Raw genomic sequence first — 20,874 nt, 5'->3', positions numbered from 1 at the left:
CCTTTCGTCCATCGGACACGAAAAAGCCCCGACCACGGTCGGGGCTTTTTCGTGCGCGAACGGTGTCAGAACGACGACGCGGTCAGGTTCTCCGGTACCTCTGCGGCCGCTTCCCGGTCCACGAAGAAGTTCGTGTAGCGGCGCCCCTTGATGCCCGCAACAGGAACCTCGTCCCTGCTGGCACCGGTGAGTGCGAGCCCGAGGGCGGATGCCTTGTCCGGCCCTGCGAGGACCAGCCAGATGCAGCGCGACGAGTTCAGGGCAGGGCGGCTCAGGGTGAGCCGTTCGGCCGGGGGCTTGGGGGAATTGCGCACCGTGAGCACGCTCGCGGTGTCCTCGCGGATTCCCGGGAGGTGCGGGAACAGCGAGGCGATGTGCCCGTCCGGGCCGACGCCGAGGAAGGTGATATCGAAGCGCGGCAGCACGGTTCCGTCGTTCGAGGCTGCCTCGAGCTCCTCCGCATAGGCTGCTCCGGCCGCGTCGAGGTCGAGCGGTCCGTCGGAGGACGCAAACGGGTGGATGTTCTCCGCGGGGATGTCGAGGTGGTCGAGGAGTGCGGTACGGGCCTGGAGTTCGTTGCGTTCCGGGTCGGCGTACGGCAACCAGCGTTCGTCGCCCCACCAGAAGTTCACGTGCTCCCAGTCGACGGTGTCCCTGGCCGCGGAAGCGTTGACAGCGTCGAGCACCTCTGTCGCGACGCTTCCCCCGGTGAGGACGACATGGATGTCGCCCTCCTCGTGGAGGAGGTCGACCGCGGTGGTGATGAATCGTGCCGCGACCGATGCGGCGAGGGCCGCCCGGTCTGCATGCACTAGTACGCGTCGTTCGTGTGTCACGGTCGTCCTCCGGTTTTGTCTGCAACCGCGTCCAGGTTCGGCAGTCCGCGGGTGATCACTTCACCATACAACTCGTCGGGATCGAGCCGGCGAAGCTCGTCGCTGAGGCAATCCCGGAGGCTGCGGCGCTTGAGGGTGAGGTCCTGCACGGGCTGGCCGGGCTGGGTGAGGGTTGCGATGCCCGGCAGTTCACGCTCGAGCGAGATCACACCGGATGCCCGGGTGAAGTGCACGCCGTGGATTCCGCTCGCTTTGGCCCCACCGGTGAACTCGTAGTCGACGTCCACGGCGAGCTGGAGCTGCAGCCAGGCGGCGAGCAGCGTCGTCGAGGGGGAGTCGGCCGCGCCGGAGACCTGGACGGCTGTGACGGCTTCGTACGGCGGCTGGTCGAGAACGGCGGCGAGCTGTGCCCGCCAGAGCGTGAGCCGCGTCCAGGCGAAGTCGGTGTCGCCGGGGCGGTACGAGGAGCACAGCCGGTGCAGGGCGGCCTGCGGGTCCGGCTGGGCGGAGGAATCCGTGATCCGCCGGTAGGCGAGGCGCCCGAGCGGAGAGTCCGCCGGGATGACGGGGGCGACGCCCGGCCACCACGTCACGACGGGGGCATCGGGCAGCAGGAGGCCTGTGACCAGGCTCTCCGGGTCGCTCGCGGCTTCGCCGTACGCGCGCAGCACGATGACTTCGCTCGCCCCGGCGTCTCCGCCGACGCGGATCTCCGCGTCGACCTTCGCGTCGACGGGGGTCTCCGATTCGGTTTCTTCCTGGGTGGAGACGACGATGACGCGCATCGGATGTTCACGGGATGCGTCGTTTGCGGCCTCGATGGCCTCCTCCTCGCGTCCCATGGTCGACGCGATGATCAGGGTCAGCACCCGGCCGAGGGCGACGGCGCCGCCCTCTTCCCGGATGCGGACGAGGGCCTTCGAGATCTTCGAGGTGTTCGTGTCTGGCAGATCGACGATCATGGGCGCCTCCATTGACGGCCGTCCCTGGCCAAGAGCTCGTCCGCGGACGAGGGGCCCCAGGTTCCGGGGCGGTACTGTTCGGGCTGGCCCTGCTCGGACCAGAACTTCTCGACCGGGTCGAGGATCTTCCACGAGAGTTCGACCTCTTCGTGACGGGGGAACAACGGCGGGTCGCCGAGGAGCACGTCGAGGATCAACCGTTCGTACGCCTCCGGGCTCGCCTCGGTGAAGGCATGGCCATAGCCGAAGTCCATCGTGACGTCGCGCACCTGCATGCCGACGCCGGGGACCTTGGAGCCGAATCGGATCGTGACGCCCTCGTCGGGCTGCACCCGGATCACGAGTGCATTGGATCCGAGGGCAGCCGTGTTCTCCTTGGCGAACAGATGCTGGGGGGCGCGCTTGAACACGACAGCGATCTCGGTCACCCTGCGGCCGAGGCGCTTGCCTGCCCGCAGATAGAACGGCACGCCGGACCAGCGGCGCGTCTCGATGGTGAGGCGCAGCGCCGCGTAGGTTTCCGTGAGCGACTCCGGGTCCATTCCGTCCTCTTCGAGGAATCCGAGAACCTTCTCACCGCCCTGCCAACCGCCGGCGTACTGGCCGCGGGCGGTTCCGGTCGCGAGGTTGTCCGGGAGCCGGACGGATGCGAGGACCTTCTCCTTCTCGGTGCGCAGGTCGGCCGCGTCGAAGGAGATGGGCTCCTCCATCGCCGTGAGGGCGAGGAGCTGCAGGAGGTGGTTCTGGATCACGTCCCTGGCGGCACCGATTCCGTCGTAGTAGCCCGCGCGTCCTCCGACGCCGATGTCCTCGGCCATCGTGATCTGCACGTGGTCGACGTTGTTCGAGTTCCAGATCGGTTCGTAGAGCTGGTTCGCGAAGCGCAGCGCGAGGATGTTCTGCACCGTCTCTTTGCCCAGATAGTGGTCGATCCGGAACACGGAGTCGGGCGGGAACACGGATTCGACGACGTCGTTGAGCTCACGGGCGGTTTTCAGGTCGCTGCCGAAGGGCTTTTCGATCACGACACGACGCCACTGACCGTCCTTCTGCTCGGCGAGGCCGGACCGGCGCAACTGGCCGACGACCTGCGGGAACGCCTTCGGCGGGATCGACAGGTAGAACGCATGGTTGCCCATCGTGCCCCGCTCGCGGTCGAGCTCGGCGATGGTGTCCTTGAGCCGTTCGAAGGAGTCGTCGTCGTCGAAGGTGCCCTGCACGAAGCGGATGCCCTCGGAGAGCTGGGCCCAGACATCCTCGTTGAACTCGGTGCGGGCATACTGCTTGACCGAGTCGTGGACCACTTGGGAGAAGTCCTCGTCGTCCCAGTCGCGCCTCGCGAAGCCGACGAGGGCGAATCCGGGCGGAAGGAGTCCGCGGTTGGCGAGGTCGTAGACCGCGGGCATGAGTTTCTTCCGGGACAGGTCGCCGGTTACGCCGAAGATCACGAGGCTCGAGGGCCCCGCGATGCGATTCAGACGGTAATCAGAGGACGACCGCAGCGGATTGAACTCCGGGGTGATTTCCACCGGGGACATGCAACTCCTTTTCTGTGGCAACGAGGCCCGCCGGAGCAGGCCCCGCTGCAGGGGACGACTTCTACTTGAGGGCGCCGAACAGGGCGGCGATATTCGCCGCGGGGTCGGTGAGAGTGAGGGTGAGCACCGGACGGCCGTGCTGAGCGAGAACACTCGCGTCGCCGCTGGCCTGCGCCTGAATGAGTTCGCCGAAGGTGAACGGACGATCCGGAATCGACAGGTCCTCCTGTGCGGTCGCGAGGATCTGCAGGAACACACCGGATGGCTGACCGCCCTTGTGGAGCTGGCCGGTCGAGTGCAGGAACCGGGGGCCCCAGCCGAATGTGACGGGACGTTTCGAGAGCTTCGCGACCAGGTCACGGATGCCGGCGAGCTGTGGCAGCTCGAGGCGGTTCACGTAGGCCTGGACGGAGACGTACCCGTCGGGGCCGAGCTCCTCGAGGAGCGCGTCGATCGCTGAGGCGAGGTCGCTCGCCGCGCCGATGACGTGTGCGGTGCCGCGCACCTCGATGCCGTCGGAGATGAACGCCGCGGGCGCCGGCTCGGGTCGGCCGTCGAGCAGCGCGCGGGTGGCGACCTTGGCTGCCTCCACGTCCGGTTGGTCGAAGGGGTTGATCCCGAGCAGCCGTCCAGCGACCACGGTGGCGTATTCCCAGACCAGGAATTGTGCGCCGAGGGTGCCGCTCACGCGGATCTCATCGGTGCCGTCCGCGGGAAAGATCGTGGTGCCCGCGTCCTCGACGAGGCGCAGGACCTGCAGGTCCGGGAGGTTCTCGGTGAGTTCGGGGGCGCCGAGCTCGAGGACAACGGGGAGGATTCCGGTGCCGATCTTGCCGGTCGACTCCGCGATGAGCTGTTCCGCCCAGTCAGGGAACCCGACGATGTGGGTGCCGTCTGCGACGAGCGCGAGCTTGTCACGCCGTGGCTCCGTCGCAGCGATCGCGGCGCCGAGGATGAGCCCGGGGTTTTCCGGGCTGTCGACCGCGAGCGCGAGCGAAACGGCCTCCGCCTCGTCGAGCAGCTCACCGATGTCGACGCCGGCGAGTCCCGATGGAACCAGCCCGAACGCGGTGAGCACGGAGAAACGTCCTCCCACGGTCGGGTCCGCGTTGAAGACGCGGTAACCGGCCGCCCGAGCGGAGGTGTCGAGCGGCGAACCGGGGTCGGTCACGACGACGATGCGGCCGATGGGGTCGATGCCGGCTTCCCGGAAGGCGCGTTCGAACACGCGACACTGGCTGTCGGTCTCCGCGGTCGACCCGGACTTCGAGGAGACGACCAGCGCCGTCTCCGCGAGGTGGTCGTCGAGGGCCGCGAGTACCTGGCCGGGGTCGGTCGAGTCGAGCACGGTCAACGCGACGCCGGCCGTGCGGGTGATGACCTCCGGTGCGAGCGAGGAACCGCCCATGCCGGCGAGCGCGATCCGGGTGACACCGGCCGAGGCCAGGGTCGCCCGGAGAGCGAGGATCTCCGGGACGAGCGGGCGTGAAACGGCAACGGACTCGGTCCAGCCGAGACGCTTGGCCGCCTCGGACTCGGCCTCAGGGCCCCACAGTGCGGGGTCGAGGGCCGTGATCCCCGAGGCGACCAGGTCGGACACCAGGGTGGGAACGGTTCGGCGTGCCGCATCGGCCGCCGCCCCGGTCACCGCGATGCGGAAACTCACAGGGCCGACGGGGCTTCCGCGTTGTTCTTGGCTGCGTCCAGGGCAACCGTCACGGTGTCGAGGAGTTCGTTCCAGGAAATGATGAACTTCGCAACGCCCTCGGACTCGAGGACCTGCGTGACGTCGACGTAGGAAACGCCTTCGTTCGCAAGGGCGTCGAGGACAGCGTTCGCCTCGTCGTATGCGCCCGTGATCGAGTCCGCCGGGATGACCCCGTGGTCGAAGGTCGCGTCGAGGGTCTTCTCCGGCATGGTGTTGACGACCTCGGGCGCGACGAGGTTCGTCACGTAGAGGGTGTCGGGGAGCGCTGCATCCTTGACGCCCGTCGACGCCCAGAGCGGACGCTGCTTGTTGGCGCCGGCCGCGAGGAGGCCGAGGGCGCGCTCGGTGGAGAAGGCCTGCTGGAAGACCTCGTATGCGAGCTGCGCGTTCGCGACGCCGGCCTTGCTCTTGAGGGCGATCGCCGTCTCGGTGCCGATGGCCTCGAGGCGCTGGTTGATCTCGGTGTCCACGCGGGAGACGAAGAAGGACGCGACGGAGTGGATCGTGCTCAGGTCGATCCCGGCGGCCTTGGCCTTTTCGAGGCCGGACAGGTACGCGTTGATGACCTCGCGGTGACGCTGCAGGCTGAAGATCAGGGTGACGTTCACGCTGATGCCGAGGGCGATCGTCGCGGTGATGGCCTCGAGGCCCTCGATGGTCGCGGGGATCTTGATCATGGCGTTGGGGCGGTTGACCTTGGCCCACAGCTCCTGGGCCTGGGCGACGGTTCCGGCGGCGTCGTGGGCGAGGCCGGGCTCGACCTCGATCGAGACGCGGCCGTCGACACCGTTGGTGCGGTCGTAGACGGGACGGAAGATGTCGCTCGCTGCGGTGACGTCGTCGGTCGTGATCTCGAAGACGGCTTCCTGCACGGTCGCGCCGGACGCGGCGAGGGCGGCGACCTGGTCGACGTAGGCTTCGCCCTTGCTGAGCGCGCCGGCGAAGATGGTCGGGTTCGTCGTGACGCCGACGACGTTCCTGGTGTCGATGAGGTCCTGCAGCCCGCCGGAGGCGATGCGCTGGCGGGAGAGGTCGTCGAGCCAGATGCTGACGCCGGCGGCGGAGAGCTCGGCGGTGGGGGTGGTATCGGTCATGGGGACAATCTCCTTGTGATACATGGTGTGTGACGTGTGCGGGAGTCGGGCGGGGAGCTCAGCGTTGCCGCAGGCTCCCCGCCCGGCGGGGAGCTCAGTGAGCGGCGAGCGAGTCCTTCGCGGCGGCGACGACGGCCTCGGTGGTGATTCCGAATTCACGGAACAGCGTCTTGTAATCTGCGGAGGCGCCGAAGTGCTCGATCGAGATGCTGCGGCCGCGGTCGCCGACGTAGCGGTCCCAGGTCAGCGCGATACCGGCCTCGACGGACACGCGGGCGGTGATGCCGGCGGGCAGCACGGACTCGCGGTACTCCGCTGTCTGCTCCCGGAACCACTCGAGGCTCGGCGCAGACACGACGCGGGCGTTGATGCCCTCGGACGCGAGCGCCGCACGGGCGTTCACGGCCAGCTGGACCTCGGAACCCGTGGCGATCAGGATGACGTCGGGGGTGCCGTTCGGCGCTTCGGCGAGAATGTACGCGCCCTTGGCGACGTTGCGGGCGGAGGCGAAGACCTCGCCGCTCGCGTCGCCGTCGCCGCGCTCGAACACGGGGATGTTCTGGCGGGTGAGGACGATGCCCGCGGGGCCTTCGCGGCGCTCGAGGATCGTCTTCCACGCCCAGGAGACCTCGTTGGCGTCGCCGGGGCGCACGACGTCGAGCCCGGGGATGGCGCGGAGGGTCGCGAGCTGCTCGACCGGCTGGTGGGTCGGGCCGTCCTCGCCGAGGGCGACGGAGTCGTGGGTCCAGACGAAGATCGACGGCGCCTTCATCAGCGCAGCGAGGCGAACGGCCGGGCGCATGTAGTCGCTGAAGATCAGGAAGGTGCCACCGAACGGGCGGGTGTTGCCGTGCAGCACGATGCCGTTCAGGATCGCGCCCATCGCGTGCTCGCGGATCCCGAAGTGCAGGACGCGGCCGTACTCGTTGCCGGTCCACTCGTGGGTCGAGTGCTCGGCCGGAATGAAGGACCGGGCACCGCCGATGGTGGTGTTGTTCGACTCGGCGAGGTCGGCGGAACCGCCCCAGAGCTCGGGGATCACGGCGCCGAGCGCGGTGAGGACCTTGCCGGAAGCTGCACGGGTGGAGACCTCGGTGCCGGCCTCGAAGACGGGCAGCGCGGCATCCACGCCCTCGGGCAGGTCGCCGGCCAGGATCCGGTCGAGGAGGACCTTGCCGTCCGGGTTCGCGGCGGCCCAGGCGTCGAACTGCACCGTCCACCGGGCATGCTCGTCGGAGCCGCGGGTGAGCGCCTCGCGGGTGTGCTCGATGACATCGGGGGCGACGAAGAAGTTCTCGGCCGGATCGAAGCCGAGGACCTCCTTCACGGCTGCGAGTTCCGCGGCGCCGAGCGCCGAGCCGTGGATCTTGCCGGTGTTCTGCTTCTTCGGGCTCGGCCAGCCGATGATCGTCTTGAGGATGATCAGCGACGGCTTGTCCGTGACGGCCTTCGCCGCGTCGATCGCGTCGTTGAGAGCGTGGAGGTCTTCGACGTATTCGCCGGTCTTCTTCCAGTCCACGGTCTGCACGTGCCAGTGGTAGGCCTCGTACCGGGCGGCGACGTCTTCGGTGAAGGCGATGTTGGTGTCGTCCTCGATCGAGATCTGGTTGGAGTCGTAGATCGCGATCAGGTTGCCGAGCTGCTGGTGGCCGGCGAGGGAGGATGCCTCGCTCGTGATGCCCTCCTGCATGTCGCCGTCGCCCGCGATGACGTAGACGAAGTGGTCGAAGGGGCTCTCGCCCGCCGCGGTCTCAGGGTCGAACAGTCCGCGTTCGAAGCGGGACGCGTATGCGAAGCCGACGGCGGACGCGAGGCCCTGGCCGAGCGGGCCCGTCGTGATCTCGACACCGTCGGTGTGGCCGTATTCCGGGTGACCGGGGGTCTTGGAACCCCAGGTGCGGAGAGCCTTGAGGTCGTCGAGCTCGAGGCCGTAACCGCCCAGGTAGAGCTGGACGTACTGGGTCAGGGAGCTGTGGCCGACCGAGAGAATGAAGCGGTCGCGGCCGATCCATTCATTGTCAGAGGGATCGCGGCGCATGACCTTCTGGAAGAGAAGGTATGCGACGGGGGCGAGGCTCATCGCCGTGCCCGGGTGGCCGTTCCCGACCTTCTCCACGGCGTCCGCCGCGAGAATGCGAGCCGTGTCGACCGCCCTGTTGTCAATCGAATCCCACTGCAGTGCTGCCACTTCGTAGTTACCCTTCGTCAAGCTAGGGCAGGCCTTGGAAACCCGCACCCGTTGGATTGAGCGCGCCCGTGGACATCGACGTCATCCGGCGCGGCAGGCGAATGCCCATTTTCCAGGACGCACCGACACGCGCCATGATTGGCGAGCACCCCCAAGTATAGGCAGTCGGCATGGCCGGGTGAGGTTGACCGGCGTAAAGCTGAACGATCCTCGAATGGGCTTCCGCCCGGCCGGGACTGGTTAGACTCAATCCACTATGCAGATCTCCCAGGACGCGACCCCCGCGGGCGTGCAGGCGCCCGGCGGAAGGGGAGCGCGAGGCTTCCGTCGGACCTTCCTCGCCTACCTCTCCCTGACCAAGCCGCGGGTCGTCGAACTGTTACTCGTTGTGACAGCGCCGACCATGCTGCTCGCCGAACGCGGGATTCCGAGCCTGTGGCTCGTGCTCGCGACCCTCATCGGCGGGGCGCTCAGCGCAGGATCCGCCGGCGCGTTTAACTGCTACATCGACCGCGACATCGATCGCGTGATGAAGCGCACGATGAACCGGCCGCTCGTCACCGGCGAGCTCAGCGACCGGGAGGCCCTCGTCTTCGCGTGGGTGCTCGGTGCCGCGTCGATCGTGTGGCTCCTGGTCTTCACGAACTGGGTCGCCGCGGCTCTCTCGCTCGGCGCAATCCTGCTATACGTCGTTTTCTACACGATCATCCTCAAGCGCCGCACCGCCCAGAACATCGTCTGGGGCGGAATCGCCGGCTGCATGCCCGTACTGATCGGCTGGGCCGCCGTCACCGGCGACCTGTCCTGGCCGCCGCTGATCCTGTTCGCGATCATCTTCCTGTGGACCCCGCCGCACTACTGGCCGCTCTCCATGAAATACCGCGCCGAGTACCAGGCCGCCGGCGTCCCGATGCTCGCCGTCGTGCGCGGACGCGCCCAGGTCGGCCTCCAGGTCATCCTCTACGCGTGGGCGACCGTCGCGTGCTCACTGCTCCTGATCCCGGTCGCTTCGATGGGCCTGCTCTATACCGGGGTCGCGCTCGTCACCGGCGGCTGGTTCATCTACGAGACCCACCGCCTGTACAACCTCGCTATCCGTCACGAGGTGGTCTCGCCGATGCGGGTGTTCCACGGTTCGATCACGTACCTGACACTGCTCTTCGTCGCCGTGGGCGTCGACCCGTTGCTCCCCTTCTAGGTCGCGCGGGGGCTTCCCAGCAGAGCCGGGTGCGTCAGCGTGCGGTTGCCTGGTGCGGAACCGGGGGAGTGGCGTCGACGGGCTGCGCCACCGGCTCTTTGAGGTGCAGTACGACGGCGGTCATCGCGGCCGCGAGTACGCACGCGAGGACCATGTGGATTCCGACGAGGCCGGTCGGTAGTCCGGTGTTCGCCTGAACGAGCCCCACGACGACCTGGACGGCCTCGACACCGAGCAGGGCCAGGGTCCAGGTGCGGAGCGACCGGCCGAGGCCCCAGGCGCCGATGACGAGGGCGATGGTGAGCGCGACGGTCAGGTAGGCGGGCCAGCTGTGCACGTGCTGCAGGAACTCCGAGTCGAGCCCGTTTCGCGGTGCGTTCTCGTCACCGGCGTGCGGCCCGGAACCGGTCGTAAGGATGCCGACGACGATTGTGACGGCGACCACGGCGCTCGTCACATGCGTGAGGATCGCGTACCAGCGGGGCACGACGGCAGCCCGCTGGCCGTTGCCGGTGTAGACCCGGTAGACGAAGGCCGTGCAGAGCGCCACGAGCACTGCGGAGATGACGAAGTGCAGTCCGACGACGGTGGGGTCGAGCTGCGTGAGCACGCTGATGCCCCCGATGACCGCCTGGGCGGGGATGCCGAGCCCGGCGAACAGGGCGAGGCGGAACAGGTCGGGGCGTTCGCGACGCAGCCGCACGACGGCGAGGAAGGCAAGGACCGCGACGAGGCCGAGTACGGCACCGAGCAGGCGGTTGCCGAACTCGATGACGCCGTGGATGCCCATCTCCGGCGTGTTGACGAGCGAACCGTCGGTGCATTTCGGCCAGGTCGGGCAACCGAGCCCTGATCCCGTCAGGCGGACGAGGCCGCCCGTGCCGACGAGGAGGATCTGCGCGGCGAGGTACACCCACGCGATCAGGCGGACCCTTCGGTCAACGCTCGTGGGCAGCCATTCCGAAATCCGTTTCACGGGTTCTGCTTCCTCTCGGGCCTGGTGCATGTGAAATCGCCGGGTCCGGCCACTTAACGCATCGGGAACCTGTAGAATTAGGTGTTTCTGGGCGGTGATCACGCGGTTGTACAAACCGCGGTTCGACACCTCGCCGCCTCTAATCATCTTAGGTACGCAACGTAGCCGCCCACGCAACCCGTTCATCGCACGTCTTCGCCTGGAGCCGTGCGGGAATGACCGGACTAATATCCGGGTTGTCGTGGATGGGAGAAGAGGTAAATATGTCTGACGTCCTGCTCGACCGGCCCGAACTCGCGGGCCTGGGAACGTACGAATTCGGCTGGTCCGATTCCGACGCGGCCGGCGCATCCGCCCGCCGTGGCGTCTCGCCAGAGGTCGTGACCGACATCTCGAAGCTCAAGAACGAGCCGGACTGGATGCTGCAGCGCCGGCTCAAGGCCCTCGAACTGTTCGAGCGCAAGCCGATGCCCACGTGGGGCGCCGACCTGTCCGGAATCGACTTCGACAACATCAAGTACTTCGTGCGTTCAACGGAGAAGCAGGCCCAGACCTGGGAAGACCTGCCTGACGACATCAAGAAGACCTACGAGAAGCTCGGCATCCCCGAGGCGGAGCGCCAGCGCCTCGTCTCCGGCGTCGCGGCCCAGTACGAGTCAGAGGTCGTCTACCACCAGATCAATGAGGAGCTCGAAGCCCAGGGCGTCATCTTCATGGACACGGACACCGCGCTCAAGGAATACCCCGAGGTCTTCAAGGAGTACTTCGGCACCGTGATCCCCTCCGGTGACAACAAGTTCGCCGCGCTCAACACCTCGGTCTGGTCTGGCGGCTCCTTCGTCTACGTTCCGCCCGGCGTGCACGTCGAGATCCCGCTCCAGGCGTACTTCCGGATCAACACGGAGAACATGGGCCAGTTCGAGCGCACGCTCATCATCGCCGACGAGGGCAGCTACGTGCACTACATCGAGGGCTGCACCGCCCCGATCTACTCGTCGGACTCGCTGCACTCCGCCGTCGTCGAGATCATCGTGAAGAAGAACGCCCGAGTTCGGTACACGACGATCCAGAACTGGTCGAACAACGTCTACAACCTCGTCACGAAGCGCGCAACAGCCGCAGAGGGCGCGACCATGGAATGGATCGACGGCAACATCGGCTCCAAGGTCACCATGAAGTACCCGTCGATCTACCTGATGGGCGAGCACGCCAAGGGCGAAACCCTGTCCGTGGCCTTCGCCGGTCCCGGCCAGCATCAGGACGCCGGCGCCAAGATGATCCACATGGCTCCGTACACGCAGTCCTCGATCGTGTCCAAGTCCATCGCCCGCGGCGGCGGCCGCTCGGGGTACCGCGGTGAAGTCCGGGTGGATGCCGGTGCGCACCACTCCGCGAACACCGTGCGCTGCGACGCGCTGCTCGTCGACACCCAGTCCCGCTCCGACACCTACCCGTCCATCGACATCCGTGTCGACGACGTGCAGCTCGGCCATGAGGCCACCGTCTCCCGCGTCAGCGAGGAGCAGTTGTTCTACCTGATGAGCCGCGGTATGCCCGAGGACGAGGCCATGGCCATGATCGTCAGAGGATTCATCGAACCGATCGCACGGGAGCTCCCGATGGAGTACGCCCTCGAACTCAACAAGCTCATCGAAATGGGCATGGAAGGATCCGTCGGCTAAATGTCCGCCGCCCCGACTTCAACAACAGCAGCACTGCCCACCAGCGAACAGCACGGCATCAAGGCGCACTCGGACGGACGCTTCGGCTTCGTCCCCGTGCAGACCAGGAACGACCGCTTCAAGAGCGTCGACGTCGCCGACTTCGCCCCCGTCACGGGGCGCGAGGCCGTATGGAAGCTCTCACCGGTCGCCAAGTTCACCGACCTCACGGCCGGCGAGCTCGACGGCGCAGCCTACGACGTCGACTCGACCCCGACCGACGGTGTCGCGATCGACTGGGTCGGGCGCGATGACGCTCGCATCGGTTCGGTCGGCGCCCCGGAGGAACAAGCCGCCGCCAACGCCTGGACGAGCTTCGAGAAGGCCCTGGCCATCACCGTCACCGGTGAAGAGGACAAGGAGATCACGATCACCCGGGCCCGTCTCGGCACCGGCCCGCGCGGCGCCCACACGATCATCGAGGCCAGGCCGTTCAGCCGGGCGACGATCATCCTCGAGAACACCGGCGACGCACGCCTCACCGAAAACCTCGAGATCATCGTCGGCGAGTCCGCCCACCTCACGGTCGTCACGCTGCAGGAGTGGAACACCGGTGCCGTTCAGCTGGCCAACCACTTCGCATCCGTCGGCCGCGACGCCTACCTCAAGCACGTCGTCGTGTCCCTCGGCGGCAGCATCGTGCGGGTCAACCCCTCGGTGCGCCTCGCCGGTCCCGGCTCCGACACCGACCTCTACGGTCTCTACTTCGCGGATGCCGGCCAGCACCTCGAACAGCAGGTGTACGTGCACCACGACGCCGCGAACAGCCGCAGCCGGGTGACCTACAAGGGCGCCCTGCAGGGCGCAGGCGCTCGGACGGTCTGGATCGGCGACGTCCTGATCGGTCGCAACGCCCCTGGAACCGACAGCTACGAACAGAACCGCAACCTCGTGCTGACCGAAGGCACCCGCGCGGACTCGATCCCGAACCTCGAGATCGAGACGGGTGACATCAAGGGCGCCGGGCACGCGAGTGCGACCGGCCGCTTCGACGATGAGCAGCTGTTCTATCTGCAGTCCCGCGGAATCACGGAAGACGAGGCCCGGCGACTCGTCGTGCGCGGCTTCCTGAGCGAGATCGTGCAGCACATCGGATCCCAACCGCTCGAAGACCGCCTCCAGGCGGCCATCGAAGCCGAACTGCGCAGCACCGACGAGGTCCGCGCACCCGCAACAACCAAGGAGAACTGACCATGGCGTCCACGAAGATCTGCGCCTTCGACGAACTCGAAGAGAATCAGGCCGTCAAGGTCGAGATCGACGGAGTCCCCATCGTCGTGGTGCGGGACAGCGCGGGCGACGTCTTCGCGATCGGCGACACCTGCACGCACGGCGACATCTCCCTCTCCGAGGGATTCGTCGAAGACGACACGGTCGAATGCTGGGCACACGGCTCCAAGTTCTCCCTGAAGAGCGGTCGCCCGCTCAACCTGCCCGCCTACGAACCCGTTCCGGTGTTCACGGTCGAGCTGATCAACGGCGACGTCTTCATCGACCCGACCCCGCACTACGTCACCGCGTAACCCCCACACGTACCGGCGCCTGCGCGCCGTTGAATGAAAGAGACCAGAGAATCCATGTCAGTTCTTGAGATCAAGGACCTGCACGTCAGCGTCGAGACCGACCAGGGCACCAAGCAGATCCTGAAGGGTGTCAACCTCACGATCAACGAGGGTGAGATCCACGCCATCATGGGGCCGAACGGCTCCGGCAAGTCGACCCTCGCGTACACGATCGCCGGCCACCCCAAGTACCACGCCGACAGCGGCTCGATCCTGCTCGACGGTGAGGAAGTCCTCACCATGACCGTCGACCAGCGCGCCCGCGCCGGCCTCTTCCTCGCGATGCAGTACCCGGTCGAGATCCCCGGAGTCACCGTCACCAACTTCCTGCGCACCGCCAAGACCGCGATCGACGGCGAAGCGCCCGCGATCCGTTCCTGGATCAAGGACGTCCGCCAGTCCATGACGAACCTGCGCATGGACAAGAGCTTTGCGGAGCGCAACGTGAACGAGGGCTTCTCCGGTGGTGAGAAGAAGCGCAACGAGATCCTGCAGCTCGAACTGCTCAAGCCCAAGTTCGCGATCCTCGACGAAACCGACTCCGGCCTCGACGTCGACGCGCTCAAGATCGTCTCGGAGGGCGTCAACCGCGCCAAGGCGAACACCGGACTCGGCATCCTCCTGATCACGCACTACACCCGCATCCTGCGCTACATCGAGCCCGATTTCGTGCACGTGTTCGTCAACGGGCGGATCGCGGAGCAGGGCGGACCCGAGCTTGCCGACCGGCTCGAGGACGAAGGCTACGATCGCTTTCTCGTCGATTCGAACGTAGGCTGACCGCATGGTTTCAACGCTGTCACCCGAGCGATTCGATGAGATCGAAGAGGCGCTCAAAGACGTCATGGACCCCGAGCTCGGCATCAACGTCGTCGACCTCGGCCTCATCTACGACCTGGGCTGGGACGACGAGAACGACGCCCTGATCATCCACATGACCCTGACCTCGGCAGGCTGCCCGCTGACCGACGTGCTCGAGGAGCAGACCGCCGAAGCGCTCGACGGGGTCGTCGACCAGTTCCGGATCAACTGGGTCTGGATGCCGCCGTGGGGCCCTGAGAAGATCACCGACGACGGCCGTGACATGATGCGCGCCCTCGGCTTCGCGATCTGACCGTCGCCCCAGTATCACCCGCCCAGTGTCGCCCCGGATTCCGATCCGGGGCGACACTGCGTTAATCGGCGGATGCCGTCGGCCGGCGGCATCCCCACGCCCGCGACTGAATTAGTATGCTCCTCCACTCATTGGAACGCTATGCTAATGAGATGGATTCCCCCGGAAGGACGCGGCCGAGCCGTCGATCGGCGCAAAGCGAGGCGACCAGGACGGTCATCCTCGACGCGGCCGAGCGCCTCATGCTCGAGCGCGGGTACATCGCGGCATCCATCGCGGCGATCGCCGCGGAGGCCGGTGTCGCGGTGCAGACCATCTACAATTCCGTGGGCCTCAAGGCCGACGTGCTTGCGGCGGTACTCGAGCGTGGTGCCACGGAGCCGTCGGGCAGTGGGGAGTCCGCGCTCCAGGATCCGGTGGCGTCACCCCGGGAGGCGAGCGGACCGCGCTCGGCGACCGACATCATCCGCCTCCTCGTCGACTGGTGCGTCGAGACGAACGTGCGCACCGCCGCCCTGCGGAGGGTCGTCGCGCAGGCCGCGGGGGTCGATGCCGACGTGGCGCGTCTCGAGCTGCGCCAGTCCGCACGGTTGCTGCACAACTTCAGCGAGACGGCAACGGCGTTGCGCGACCGCCATGCGTTGCGCAGCGGCCTCAGCGACCACGAGGCGGCCGCGGCGATCTGGGCGCTCGCCCACCCGCAGGTCTACCGCTCCCTCGTGCTCGATCTGGACTGGTCCCTCGGGGCCTACCGGGAGTGGCTCGGGAACACGCTCCGGGCCACACTTTTCTGAGCGTCCCTCCCCGTCGCCGCGCGAGAATATACTAGATAGCTGGCCCGGTCGGGCCGAACCCCTCCCACGAACCTTCCGAACGGACTATTGCTGTGCTCAGTGTGCAAAACCTCGAAATCAGAGTCGGGGCGCGCGTGCTCATGGAAGACGTCAGTTTCCGCGTCTCCGCCGGCGACAAGATCGGCCTCGTCGGCCGCAACGGTGCGGGAAAGACGACCCTCACGAAGACGCTCGCGGGCGAGACGATGCCGACCCACGGCCAGATCGACCGCTCCGGCCAGATCGGCTACCTTCCGCAGGACCCGCGCTCCGGTGAACCGACCATGCTCGCGCGCACCCGTATCCTCGACGCCCGCGGCCTCGGCACGATCTCCCTCGGCCTCTACCAGGCCGGCCTCGACATGGGCAGCGACGACCCCAAGGTCGCCGCGAAGGCCATGAAGGTCTACGGCAACCTCACCGACCAGTTCAACGCCCTCGGCGGCTACGCAGCGGAGGCGGAGGCGGCCTCGATCGCGAGCAACCTGAACCTTCCGGACCGGATCCTCGACCAGGAGCTGCAGACCCTCTCCGGCGGCCAGCGCCGCCGCATCGAGCTCGCCCGCATCCTGTTCTCCGCCGCGGAGACGATGATCCTCGACGAACCGACCAACCACCTCGATGCCGATTCCGTCGTCTGGCTGCGCGAGTTCGTCAAGAACTACCGCGGCGGCGTCATCATCATCTCCCACGACATCGAACTCGTCGGCGAGACCGTCAACCGGGTGTTCTATCTCGATGCCAACCGCATGGTCATCGACATCTACAACATGAACTGGAAGAACTACCAGCGCCAGCGCCTCGCAGACGCCGACCGTCGTAAGAAGGAACGCGCCAACGCCGAGAAGAAGGCGTCCACCCTGCAGCTGCAGGCCGCAAAGTTCGGCGCCAAGGCGAGCAAGGCGGCAGCGGCTCACCAGATGGTCGCCCGGGCTGAGAAGCTGCTCTCCGGACTCGACGCCGTGCGCGCCGTCGACCGCGTGGCCAAGCTGCGCTTCCCCGTGCCGGCCCCGTGCGGCCGCACCCCGCTGATGGCGAACGACCTCTCGAAGAGCTACGGTTCCCTCGAGATCTTCGCAGCTGTCGACCTCGCGATCGACCGCGGGTCCAAGGTCGTCATCCTCGGCCTCAACGGTGCGGGCAAGACCACGCTTCTGCGGATGCTCGCGGGCGTCGACAAGCCGGACACCGGCACGATCGTCCCCGGCCACGGTCTCCGCATCGGGTACTACGCGCAGGAACACGAGACCATCGACGTCAAGCGCAGCGTTCTGCAGAACATGGTGTCCTCGTCGCCGAACATCACCGAAATGGAAGCCCGCCGGGTCCTCGGCTCGTTCCTGTTCACCGGTGACGATTCCGACAAGCCGGCCGGGGTTCTTTCCGGTGGAGAGAAGACCAGGCTTGCCCTCGCGATGATCGTGGTCTCCGGCGCCAACGTGTTACTCCTCGACGAACCGACGAACAACCTCGACCCCGCGAGCCGTGACGAGATCCTCGACGCGCTCGCGCACTACGAGGGTGCCGTCGTTCTGGTCAGCCACGACGAGGGCGCCGTCGAGGCGCTCAACCCGGAACGCGTGCTGATTATGCCGGAGGGCACAGAGGACCACTGGAACAAGGACTACCTCGACCTGATCATGCTCGCCTAGCTTCCGCTATCGGTCGGTGCGTACTGTCTGTCAGTGCGTGCTGTCGATGAGGTCGTCTTCGACCTCTGCGTCCGTACGCGGCTTGGCGGCCGCACGGCGGGCGCGTTCCTCTGCGCGCGTGCGCTCTTCGGGGTCGTCCGCGTTGAGAGAGCGGAATTCCTGCCGCACCGCCCAGCCGAGCCCGATGAAGCCGAGCAGGGCGAACAGCATCCACTGGAACGCGTACGACAGGTGCGAGCCTTCGTCCGCGACCGGCCTGGTCACGCCGGCCGGCCGGGTGGCCGGCGCGGGATCCTCGGAGGCCATCAGGCCGTATGCCGCGGTGTACGTGGGTGCGCCGACCCGGTCGGCGACGTCGGCGAGGTGGATCGTGGCGATCTGGTTCCCGCTCGCCGTGCGCCCGGGAAGGGTCGGTTCTCCGGCCTTGAGCCTGGCGATGACCGTGACTTCACCCGTCGGCGCTGCGGGAACCGGGCCGGGGGCCTCCGCCGTCTCGCCGGTGGGGACCCAGCCACGATCGACGACGAAGACCGTGCCGTCAGCGAGGAGCAGCGGCGTGAGCACCTCGAAGCCCGGGTGCACGTTCAGCGGGCGATTCCGCACGATCAGCTCATCGGCGACGAGGTACGTTCCCGTCATCGTCACCGGCAGCCACTTCTGTGACTCGTTGAAGGAATCGAGAGTGGGAAGTGCTTCGGTCAGGCTCACCGGGATGTGGTCGTAGTTCGCGTCGACCTTGTTGATCTCGACGAGGGCCTCGTTGCGCCTGGCGAACTGCCACATACCGAGGCCGGCGCAGGCGGCGCCGAAGATGATGGTGAGCACGAGGTATCCGGCCCACCTGCGGGTGAAGGCGAACTTCCAGCCGGTCACGACGGGTCCGTCCCTGCGGCCGGGCGGCCCGGTGTTGTGTCCGGTGCAGCTTCGAGCGCGAAGACGGCCACCGGAAAATCCCTGGCACCCAGGAATTCCCGCAGATACTCGACATGCTCCGGGCAGGCGAGCCAGGTCTTGACCCGGTCAGCGGTATGGATACGCGGGTTGCGCCAGTCGATGCGCCACTGCGCGTCCTCCCGGCAGCCGGCCCTCGAACAACGCGGTACGTCGAGGTCGTCGTCGAAACCGATCATTCGTCCGTACCCGGGCCGCGGGACGGGTCGTGAGTCGGCGCCGGCCGGTCGGAGGCTTGCCCGGGGGGCGACTGGGCGGCCGACGAGGATTCAGGACTGGTCGAGGACTGACCGCGGTAGAGCTGAACGGCTCCCGGGCGGACGACGGCGGTTCCCGCGCCGTTTCCGTGGACGTTTGCGACGATGACCGCGAAATAGGGGAGCAGGATCGCTCCGGCGGCGCAGACCAGGAGCCACCAGCCGTGCACGAAGAGCATCAGGACGATGCACACCATCCGGATGCCCATGGTCACCGAGTATTTGATCATCCGGGCGCGTCGCTCGGCCTCCGGAGACGGAGGCAGGGACGTGATCGACTGCTGTTTCATACTCTCATCGCTTCGGTCAACCGGTGGAGGTTTTGCCTGATAAGCCTACGTCTCGCCCGGTCTGTGGGATGACACCGTAAACTGGAATATACGTGCGTACGGCTGGTCGTTCGCTGGGAATAGATTGGAACCGTATGCCCTCCGTCAGGACCGTTCTCGTGACCGGGGGCAACCGTGGGATCGGCTTTGCCATCGCCGAAGAATTCGTGCGCCAGGGCCATCGCGTCGCGGTCACGGCCCGCTCCGGGTCCGGCCCAGAGGGCAGCCTCACGGTACGTGCCGACGTCACCGACGCCGCATCGATCGACGCCGCGTTCACCGAGATCGAAGCGTCCCTCGGACCGGTTGAAGTGGTCGTGGCCAACGCCGGCATCACCAAAGACACCCTTCTGATGCGGATGACGGAAGACGACTTCACCTCCGTCATCGACACGAACCTGAGCGGTGCCTTCCGCGTCGTCAAGCGCGCATCCAAGGGCATGCTCAAGGCCAGGTTCGGCCGGATCGTGCTCATCTCGAGCGTGGTCGGCCTCTACGGTTCCGCCGGGCAGGTCAACTACTCCGCCTCCAAGAGCGGGCTCGTCGGGCTCGCCCGCTCGGTCACCCGCGAGCTCGGCGCCCGCGGCATCACTGCGAACGTCGTCGCACCCGGCTTCATCGAGACCGAGATGACCGCGGAGCTTTCCGAGGCCGTCCAGGCCGAATACAAGAAGAACATCCCGGCAGGACGCTTCGCTTCCCCCGCCGAGGTCGCCAAGGTCGTCACGTGGCTCGCGGGCGACGACGCCGGTTACATCTCCGGCGCCGTGATCCCGGTCGACGGCGGACTCGGAATGGGTCACTGACCTCCGCCATGAGACCGACAATGACGGCGACAATGCGGGCGGTTGTCGTCGACGGGCCTGGTGACCCCGGTGTTCTGCGCGTCCGTGACGTGCCGATGCCGACGCCGCGACCCGGATGGGTGCTGATCCGGGTTGAGGCCTTCGGGCTCAACCGGTCCGAACTCCACTTCCGTTCCGGTGTCGCGTCGACCGGCTCGTTTCCGCGCATTCCTGGGATCGAAGCGGTCGGAACGATAGCGGATGCCCCGGGTGGGGAGTATCCCGTCGGCGCCCAGGTGGCCGCGATGATGGGCGGCATGGGCCGCTCCTTCGACGGCGGTTACGCCGAATACGTGTCGGTGCCGGCCGCGATCGTCGTGCCCTTCACCAGCGGACTCGGCTGGGACGTGCTCGGTGCCGTGCCCGAGATGCTGCAGACCGCGGCGGGGTCGCTGCGTGTCGGGCTGCAGGCCGCCGACGGCCAGAGCCTGCTCATCCGCGGCGGAACGTCCTCTGTCGGCCTCGCGCTGGCCACCCTCGGCGCGCTGCGCGGGATGCGGGTGCTTTCGACCACGCGGAATCCCTCGAGCGTCGGCCTGCTCGAGGCTGCAGGCGCCGACCACGTCATCATCGACGATGGCGAGGTCGCGCGCCGGGTGCGGGAGATCGTGCCTGGCGGTGTCGACGGAGCCGTCGAGCTCGTCGGCGTCAACGTCCTGCGCGACACCCTCCGAGCGGTGCGAGCCGGAGGCACCGTCTGCTTCACCGGGATGCTCTCCGACACCTGGACGATCGACGAGTTCTACCCGATGGACTGGCTTCCCAACGGAGTGCGCCTCACCGCGTATTCCGGAGAGGCCGCAGACCTGACATCAGCGGAGTTGCAGGCCTTCCTCGACGCCGTCGCAGCCGGTCACGCGCGCGTCCCGCTCGGCCGTGTCTACAGGCTCGATGAGATCGTGCAGGCCCACCGCGACATGGAGGCCGGTACCGCCGGCGGAAAACTCGTCGTCCTTCCGCGCTGAACTCCCCGACTGAGGTCGGACGGATCGTCACACCGCTGGCGAACGGCGCCGGTCACATGCACAGCGTCCGTCAGGGGTCGGTACCCTCGTTTCCAGGTGTGAAACTCAAGATGAGAAGCCTAAAATTATGTGAGTAAGTCTCGCA

20 protein-coding genes are annotated in these 20,874 nt (G+C 67.1%); 10 read left to right on the top strand and 10 right to left on the bottom strand.

Annotated elements, in window-relative coordinates; translation table 11 throughout:
- Positions 1-65 precede the first annotated feature (65 nt).
- The 6 genes from pgl to tkt all read right to left on the bottom strand — a co-directional run bounded on the left by pgl (position 66) and on the right by tkt (position 8,326).
- A complete protein-coding gene (pgl, locus tag E3O46_RS03740) occupies positions 66-836 on the bottom strand; it encodes a 6-phosphogluconolactonase (RefSeq protein WP_134561131.1) in 771 nt (256 codons plus the stop codon).
- Positions 833-1,798, bottom strand: coding sequence for a glucose-6-phosphate dehydrogenase assembly protein OpcA (locus E3O46_RS03735; RefSeq protein ID WP_134448688.1), 966 nt, complete (start codon positions 1,796-1,798; stop codon positions 833-835). The genes pgl and E3O46_RS03735 overlap by 4 nt, the downstream gene beginning before the upstream one ends.
- The gene (gene zwf / locus E3O46_RS03730) at positions 1,795-3,336 is read right to left on the bottom strand and encodes a glucose-6-phosphate dehydrogenase (protein ID WP_134448687.1); all 1,542 of its coding nucleotides are present in this window, start codon (positions 3,334-3,336) and stop codon (positions 1,795-1,797) included. The genes E3O46_RS03735 and zwf overlap by 4 nt, the downstream gene beginning before the upstream one ends.
- Before the next feature lie 61 nt (positions 3,337-3,397).
- On the bottom strand, positions 3,398-5,002 hold the full coding sequence (locus tag E3O46_RS03725; RefSeq protein WP_134448686.1) for a glucose-6-phosphate isomerase: 1,605 nt from the start codon (positions 5,000-5,002) through the stop codon (positions 3,398-3,400).
- Positions 4,999-6,138 (bottom strand): transaldolase, encoded by a 1,140-nt coding sequence (gene tal, locus E3O46_RS03720; RefSeq protein ID WP_134448685.1) that lies wholly within the window; start codon positions 6,136-6,138, stop codon positions 4,999-5,001. The genes E3O46_RS03725 and tal overlap by 4 nt, the downstream gene beginning before the upstream one ends.
- 94 nt (positions 6,139-6,232) lie before the next feature.
- Positions 6,233-8,326, bottom strand: a complete 2,094-nt coding sequence (tkt, locus tag E3O46_RS03715) for a transketolase (RefSeq protein ID WP_134448684.1) — start codon at positions 8,324-8,326, stop codon at positions 6,233-6,235.
- A 256-nt stretch (positions 8,327-8,582) separates the two neighbouring features.
- Here tkt and E3O46_RS03710 point away from each other — a divergent pair, with 256 nt between their 5' ends.
- Positions 8,583-9,524: a heme o synthase gene (locus E3O46_RS03710; protein WP_134448683.1), complete on the top strand. Its 942-nt coding sequence runs from the start codon at positions 8,583-8,585 to the stop codon at positions 9,522-9,524.
- A 34-nt stretch (positions 9,525-9,558) separates the two neighbouring features.
- Here E3O46_RS03710 and E3O46_RS03705 read toward each other — a convergent pair whose 3' ends face one another.
- Entirely contained in the window at positions 9,559-10,500 is a 942-nt protein-coding gene (locus tag E3O46_RS03705; protein WP_134560127.1) for a COX15/CtaA family protein, read from the bottom strand.
- A 263-nt stretch (positions 10,501-10,763) separates the two neighbouring features.
- Between E3O46_RS03705 and sufB the strand changes: the two genes are divergently transcribed.
- From sufB to E3O46_RS03670, 7 genes are all read left to right on the top strand, one after another.
- Complete coding sequence (sufB, locus tag E3O46_RS03700) at positions 10,764-12,182, top strand: Fe-S cluster assembly protein SufB (RefSeq protein WP_134448681.1); 1,419 nt, start codon at positions 10,764-10,766, stop codon at positions 12,180-12,182.
- The gene (gene sufD / locus E3O46_RS03695) at positions 12,183-13,412 is read left to right on the top strand and encodes a Fe-S cluster assembly protein SufD (RefSeq protein ID WP_134561130.1); all 1,230 of its coding nucleotides are present in this window, start codon (positions 12,183-12,185) and stop codon (positions 13,410-13,412) included.
- Between the two features lie 2 nt (positions 13,413-13,414).
- Positions 13,415-13,744 carry a non-heme iron oxygenase ferredoxin subunit gene (locus E3O46_RS03690; protein ID WP_134448679.1) on the top strand — a complete coding sequence of 110 codons (330 nt, stop codon included), beginning with the start codon at positions 13,415-13,417 and terminating at the stop codon, positions 13,742-13,744.
- 54 nt (positions 13,745-13,798) lie between these two features.
- Positions 13,799-14,563, top strand: coding sequence for a Fe-S cluster assembly ATPase SufC (gene sufC, locus E3O46_RS03685; protein ID WP_134448678.1), 765 nt, complete (start codon positions 13,799-13,801; stop codon positions 14,561-14,563).
- Positions 14,564-14,567: 4 nt separating this feature from the next.
- The gene (locus E3O46_RS03680; RefSeq protein WP_134448677.1) at positions 14,568-14,897 is read left to right on the top strand and encodes a metal-sulfur cluster assembly factor; all 330 of its coding nucleotides are present in this window, start codon (positions 14,568-14,570) and stop codon (positions 14,895-14,897) included.
- A gap of 152 nt (positions 14,898-15,049) precedes the next feature.
- The gene (locus E3O46_RS03675; RefSeq protein WP_134448676.1) at positions 15,050-15,691 is read left to right on the top strand and encodes a TetR family transcriptional regulator; all 642 of its coding nucleotides are present in this window, start codon (positions 15,050-15,052) and stop codon (positions 15,689-15,691) included.
- A 92-nt stretch (positions 15,692-15,783) separates the two neighbouring features.
- Positions 15,784-17,382 (top strand): ABC-F family ATP-binding cassette domain-containing protein, encoded by a 1,599-nt coding sequence (locus tag E3O46_RS03670; RefSeq protein WP_134448675.1) that lies wholly within the window; start codon positions 15,784-15,786, stop codon positions 17,380-17,382.
- A gap of 30 nt (positions 17,383-17,412) precedes the next feature.
- Here E3O46_RS03670 and E3O46_RS03665 read toward each other — a convergent pair whose 3' ends face one another.
- The 3 genes from E3O46_RS03665 to E3O46_RS03655 are packed head-to-tail and all read right to left on the bottom strand — an operon-like array spanning position 17,413 to position 18,880.
- The gene (locus E3O46_RS03665) at positions 17,413-18,255 is read right to left on the bottom strand and encodes an SURF1 family cytochrome oxidase biogenesis protein (RefSeq protein WP_134448674.1); all 843 of its coding nucleotides are present in this window, start codon (positions 18,253-18,255) and stop codon (positions 17,413-17,415) included.
- The gene (locus tag E3O46_RS03660) at positions 18,252-18,512 is read right to left on the bottom strand and encodes a hypothetical protein (protein WP_134448672.1); all 261 of its coding nucleotides are present in this window, start codon (positions 18,510-18,512) and stop codon (positions 18,252-18,254) included. The genes E3O46_RS03665 and E3O46_RS03660 overlap by 4 nt, the downstream gene beginning before the upstream one ends.
- Positions 18,509-18,880, bottom strand: a complete 372-nt coding sequence (locus E3O46_RS03655) for a DUF3099 domain-containing protein (RefSeq protein WP_134448670.1) — start codon at positions 18,878-18,880, stop codon at positions 18,509-18,511. The genes E3O46_RS03660 and E3O46_RS03655 overlap by 4 nt, the downstream gene beginning before the upstream one ends.
- Positions 18,881-19,014: 134 nt before the next feature.
- On the opposite strand from E3O46_RS03655, the gene fabG reads away from it, so the two are divergent.
- Positions 19,015-19,725 (top strand): 3-oxoacyl-ACP reductase FabG, encoded by a 711-nt coding sequence (gene fabG, locus E3O46_RS03650; protein WP_134448668.1) that lies wholly within the window; start codon positions 19,015-19,017, stop codon positions 19,723-19,725.
- A 20-nt stretch (positions 19,726-19,745) separates the two neighbouring features.
- Positions 19,746-20,729 carry a zinc-binding dehydrogenase gene (locus E3O46_RS03645; RefSeq protein ID WP_134561128.1) on the top strand — a complete coding sequence of 328 codons (984 nt, stop codon included), beginning with the start codon at positions 19,746-19,748 and terminating at the stop codon, positions 20,727-20,729.
- Positions 20,730-20,874 lie beyond the last annotated feature (145 nt).

The sequence above is a fragment of the Cryobacterium glucosi genome (assembly GCF_004402235.1).
Taxonomy (GTDB): Bacteria; Actinomycetota; Actinomycetes; order Actinomycetales; family Microbacteriaceae; genus Cryobacterium; species Cryobacterium glucosi.
The sequence above is the reverse complement of the archived record's forward strand: the minus strand, read 5'-3'. Positions and strand labels throughout refer to the sequence as shown.

Bases quoted from the DNA above. Each gene is read 5' to 3' on its own strand.
- fabG (WP_134448668.1), top strand. From the start codon at position 19,015: ATGCCCTCCGTCAGGACCGTTCTCGTGACCGGGGGCAACCGTGGGATC.
- sufC (WP_134448678.1), top strand. From the start codon at position 13,799: ATGTCAGTTCTTGAGATCAAGGACCTGCACGTCAGCGTCGAGACCGAC.
- E3O46_RS03655 (WP_134448670.1), bottom strand. From the start codon at position 18,880: ATGAAACAGCAGTCGATCACGTCCCTGCCTCCGTCTCCGGAGGCCGAG.
- sufD (WP_134561130.1), top strand. From the start codon at position 12,183: ATGTCCGCCGCCCCGACTTCAACAACAGCAGCACTGCCCACCAGCGAA.
- zwf (WP_134448687.1), bottom strand. From the start codon at position 3,336: ATGTCCCCGGTGGAAATCACCCCGGAGTTCAATCCGCTGCGGTCGTCC.
- tal (WP_134448685.1), bottom strand. From the start codon at position 6,138: ATGACCGATACCACCCCCACCGCCGAGCTCTCCGCCGCCGGCGTCAGC.
- E3O46_RS03675 (WP_134448676.1), top strand. From the start codon at position 15,050: ATGGATTCCCCCGGAAGGACGCGGCCGAGCCGTCGATCGGCGCAAAGC.
- E3O46_RS03645 (WP_134561128.1), top strand. From the start codon at position 19,746: ATGACGGCGACAATGCGGGCGGTTGTCGTCGACGGGCCTGGTGACCCC.
- E3O46_RS03690 (WP_134448679.1), top strand. From the start codon at position 13,415: ATGGCGTCCACGAAGATCTGCGCCTTCGACGAACTCGAAGAGAATCAG.
- E3O46_RS03660 (WP_134448672.1), bottom strand. From the start codon at position 18,512: ATGATCGGTTTCGACGACGACCTCGACGTACCGCGTTGTTCGAGGGCC.
- E3O46_RS03710 (WP_134448683.1), top strand. From the start codon at position 8,583: ATGCAGATCTCCCAGGACGCGACCCCCGCGGGCGTGCAGGCGCCCGGC.
- E3O46_RS03680 (WP_134448677.1), top strand. From the start codon at position 14,568: ATGGTTTCAACGCTGTCACCCGAGCGATTCGATGAGATCGAAGAGGCG.
- sufB (WP_134448681.1), top strand. From the start codon at position 10,764: ATGTCTGACGTCCTGCTCGACCGGCCCGAACTCGCGGGCCTGGGAACG.
- E3O46_RS03735 (WP_134448688.1), bottom strand. From the start codon at position 1,798: ATGATCGTCGATCTGCCAGACACGAACACCTCGAAGATCTCGAAGGCC.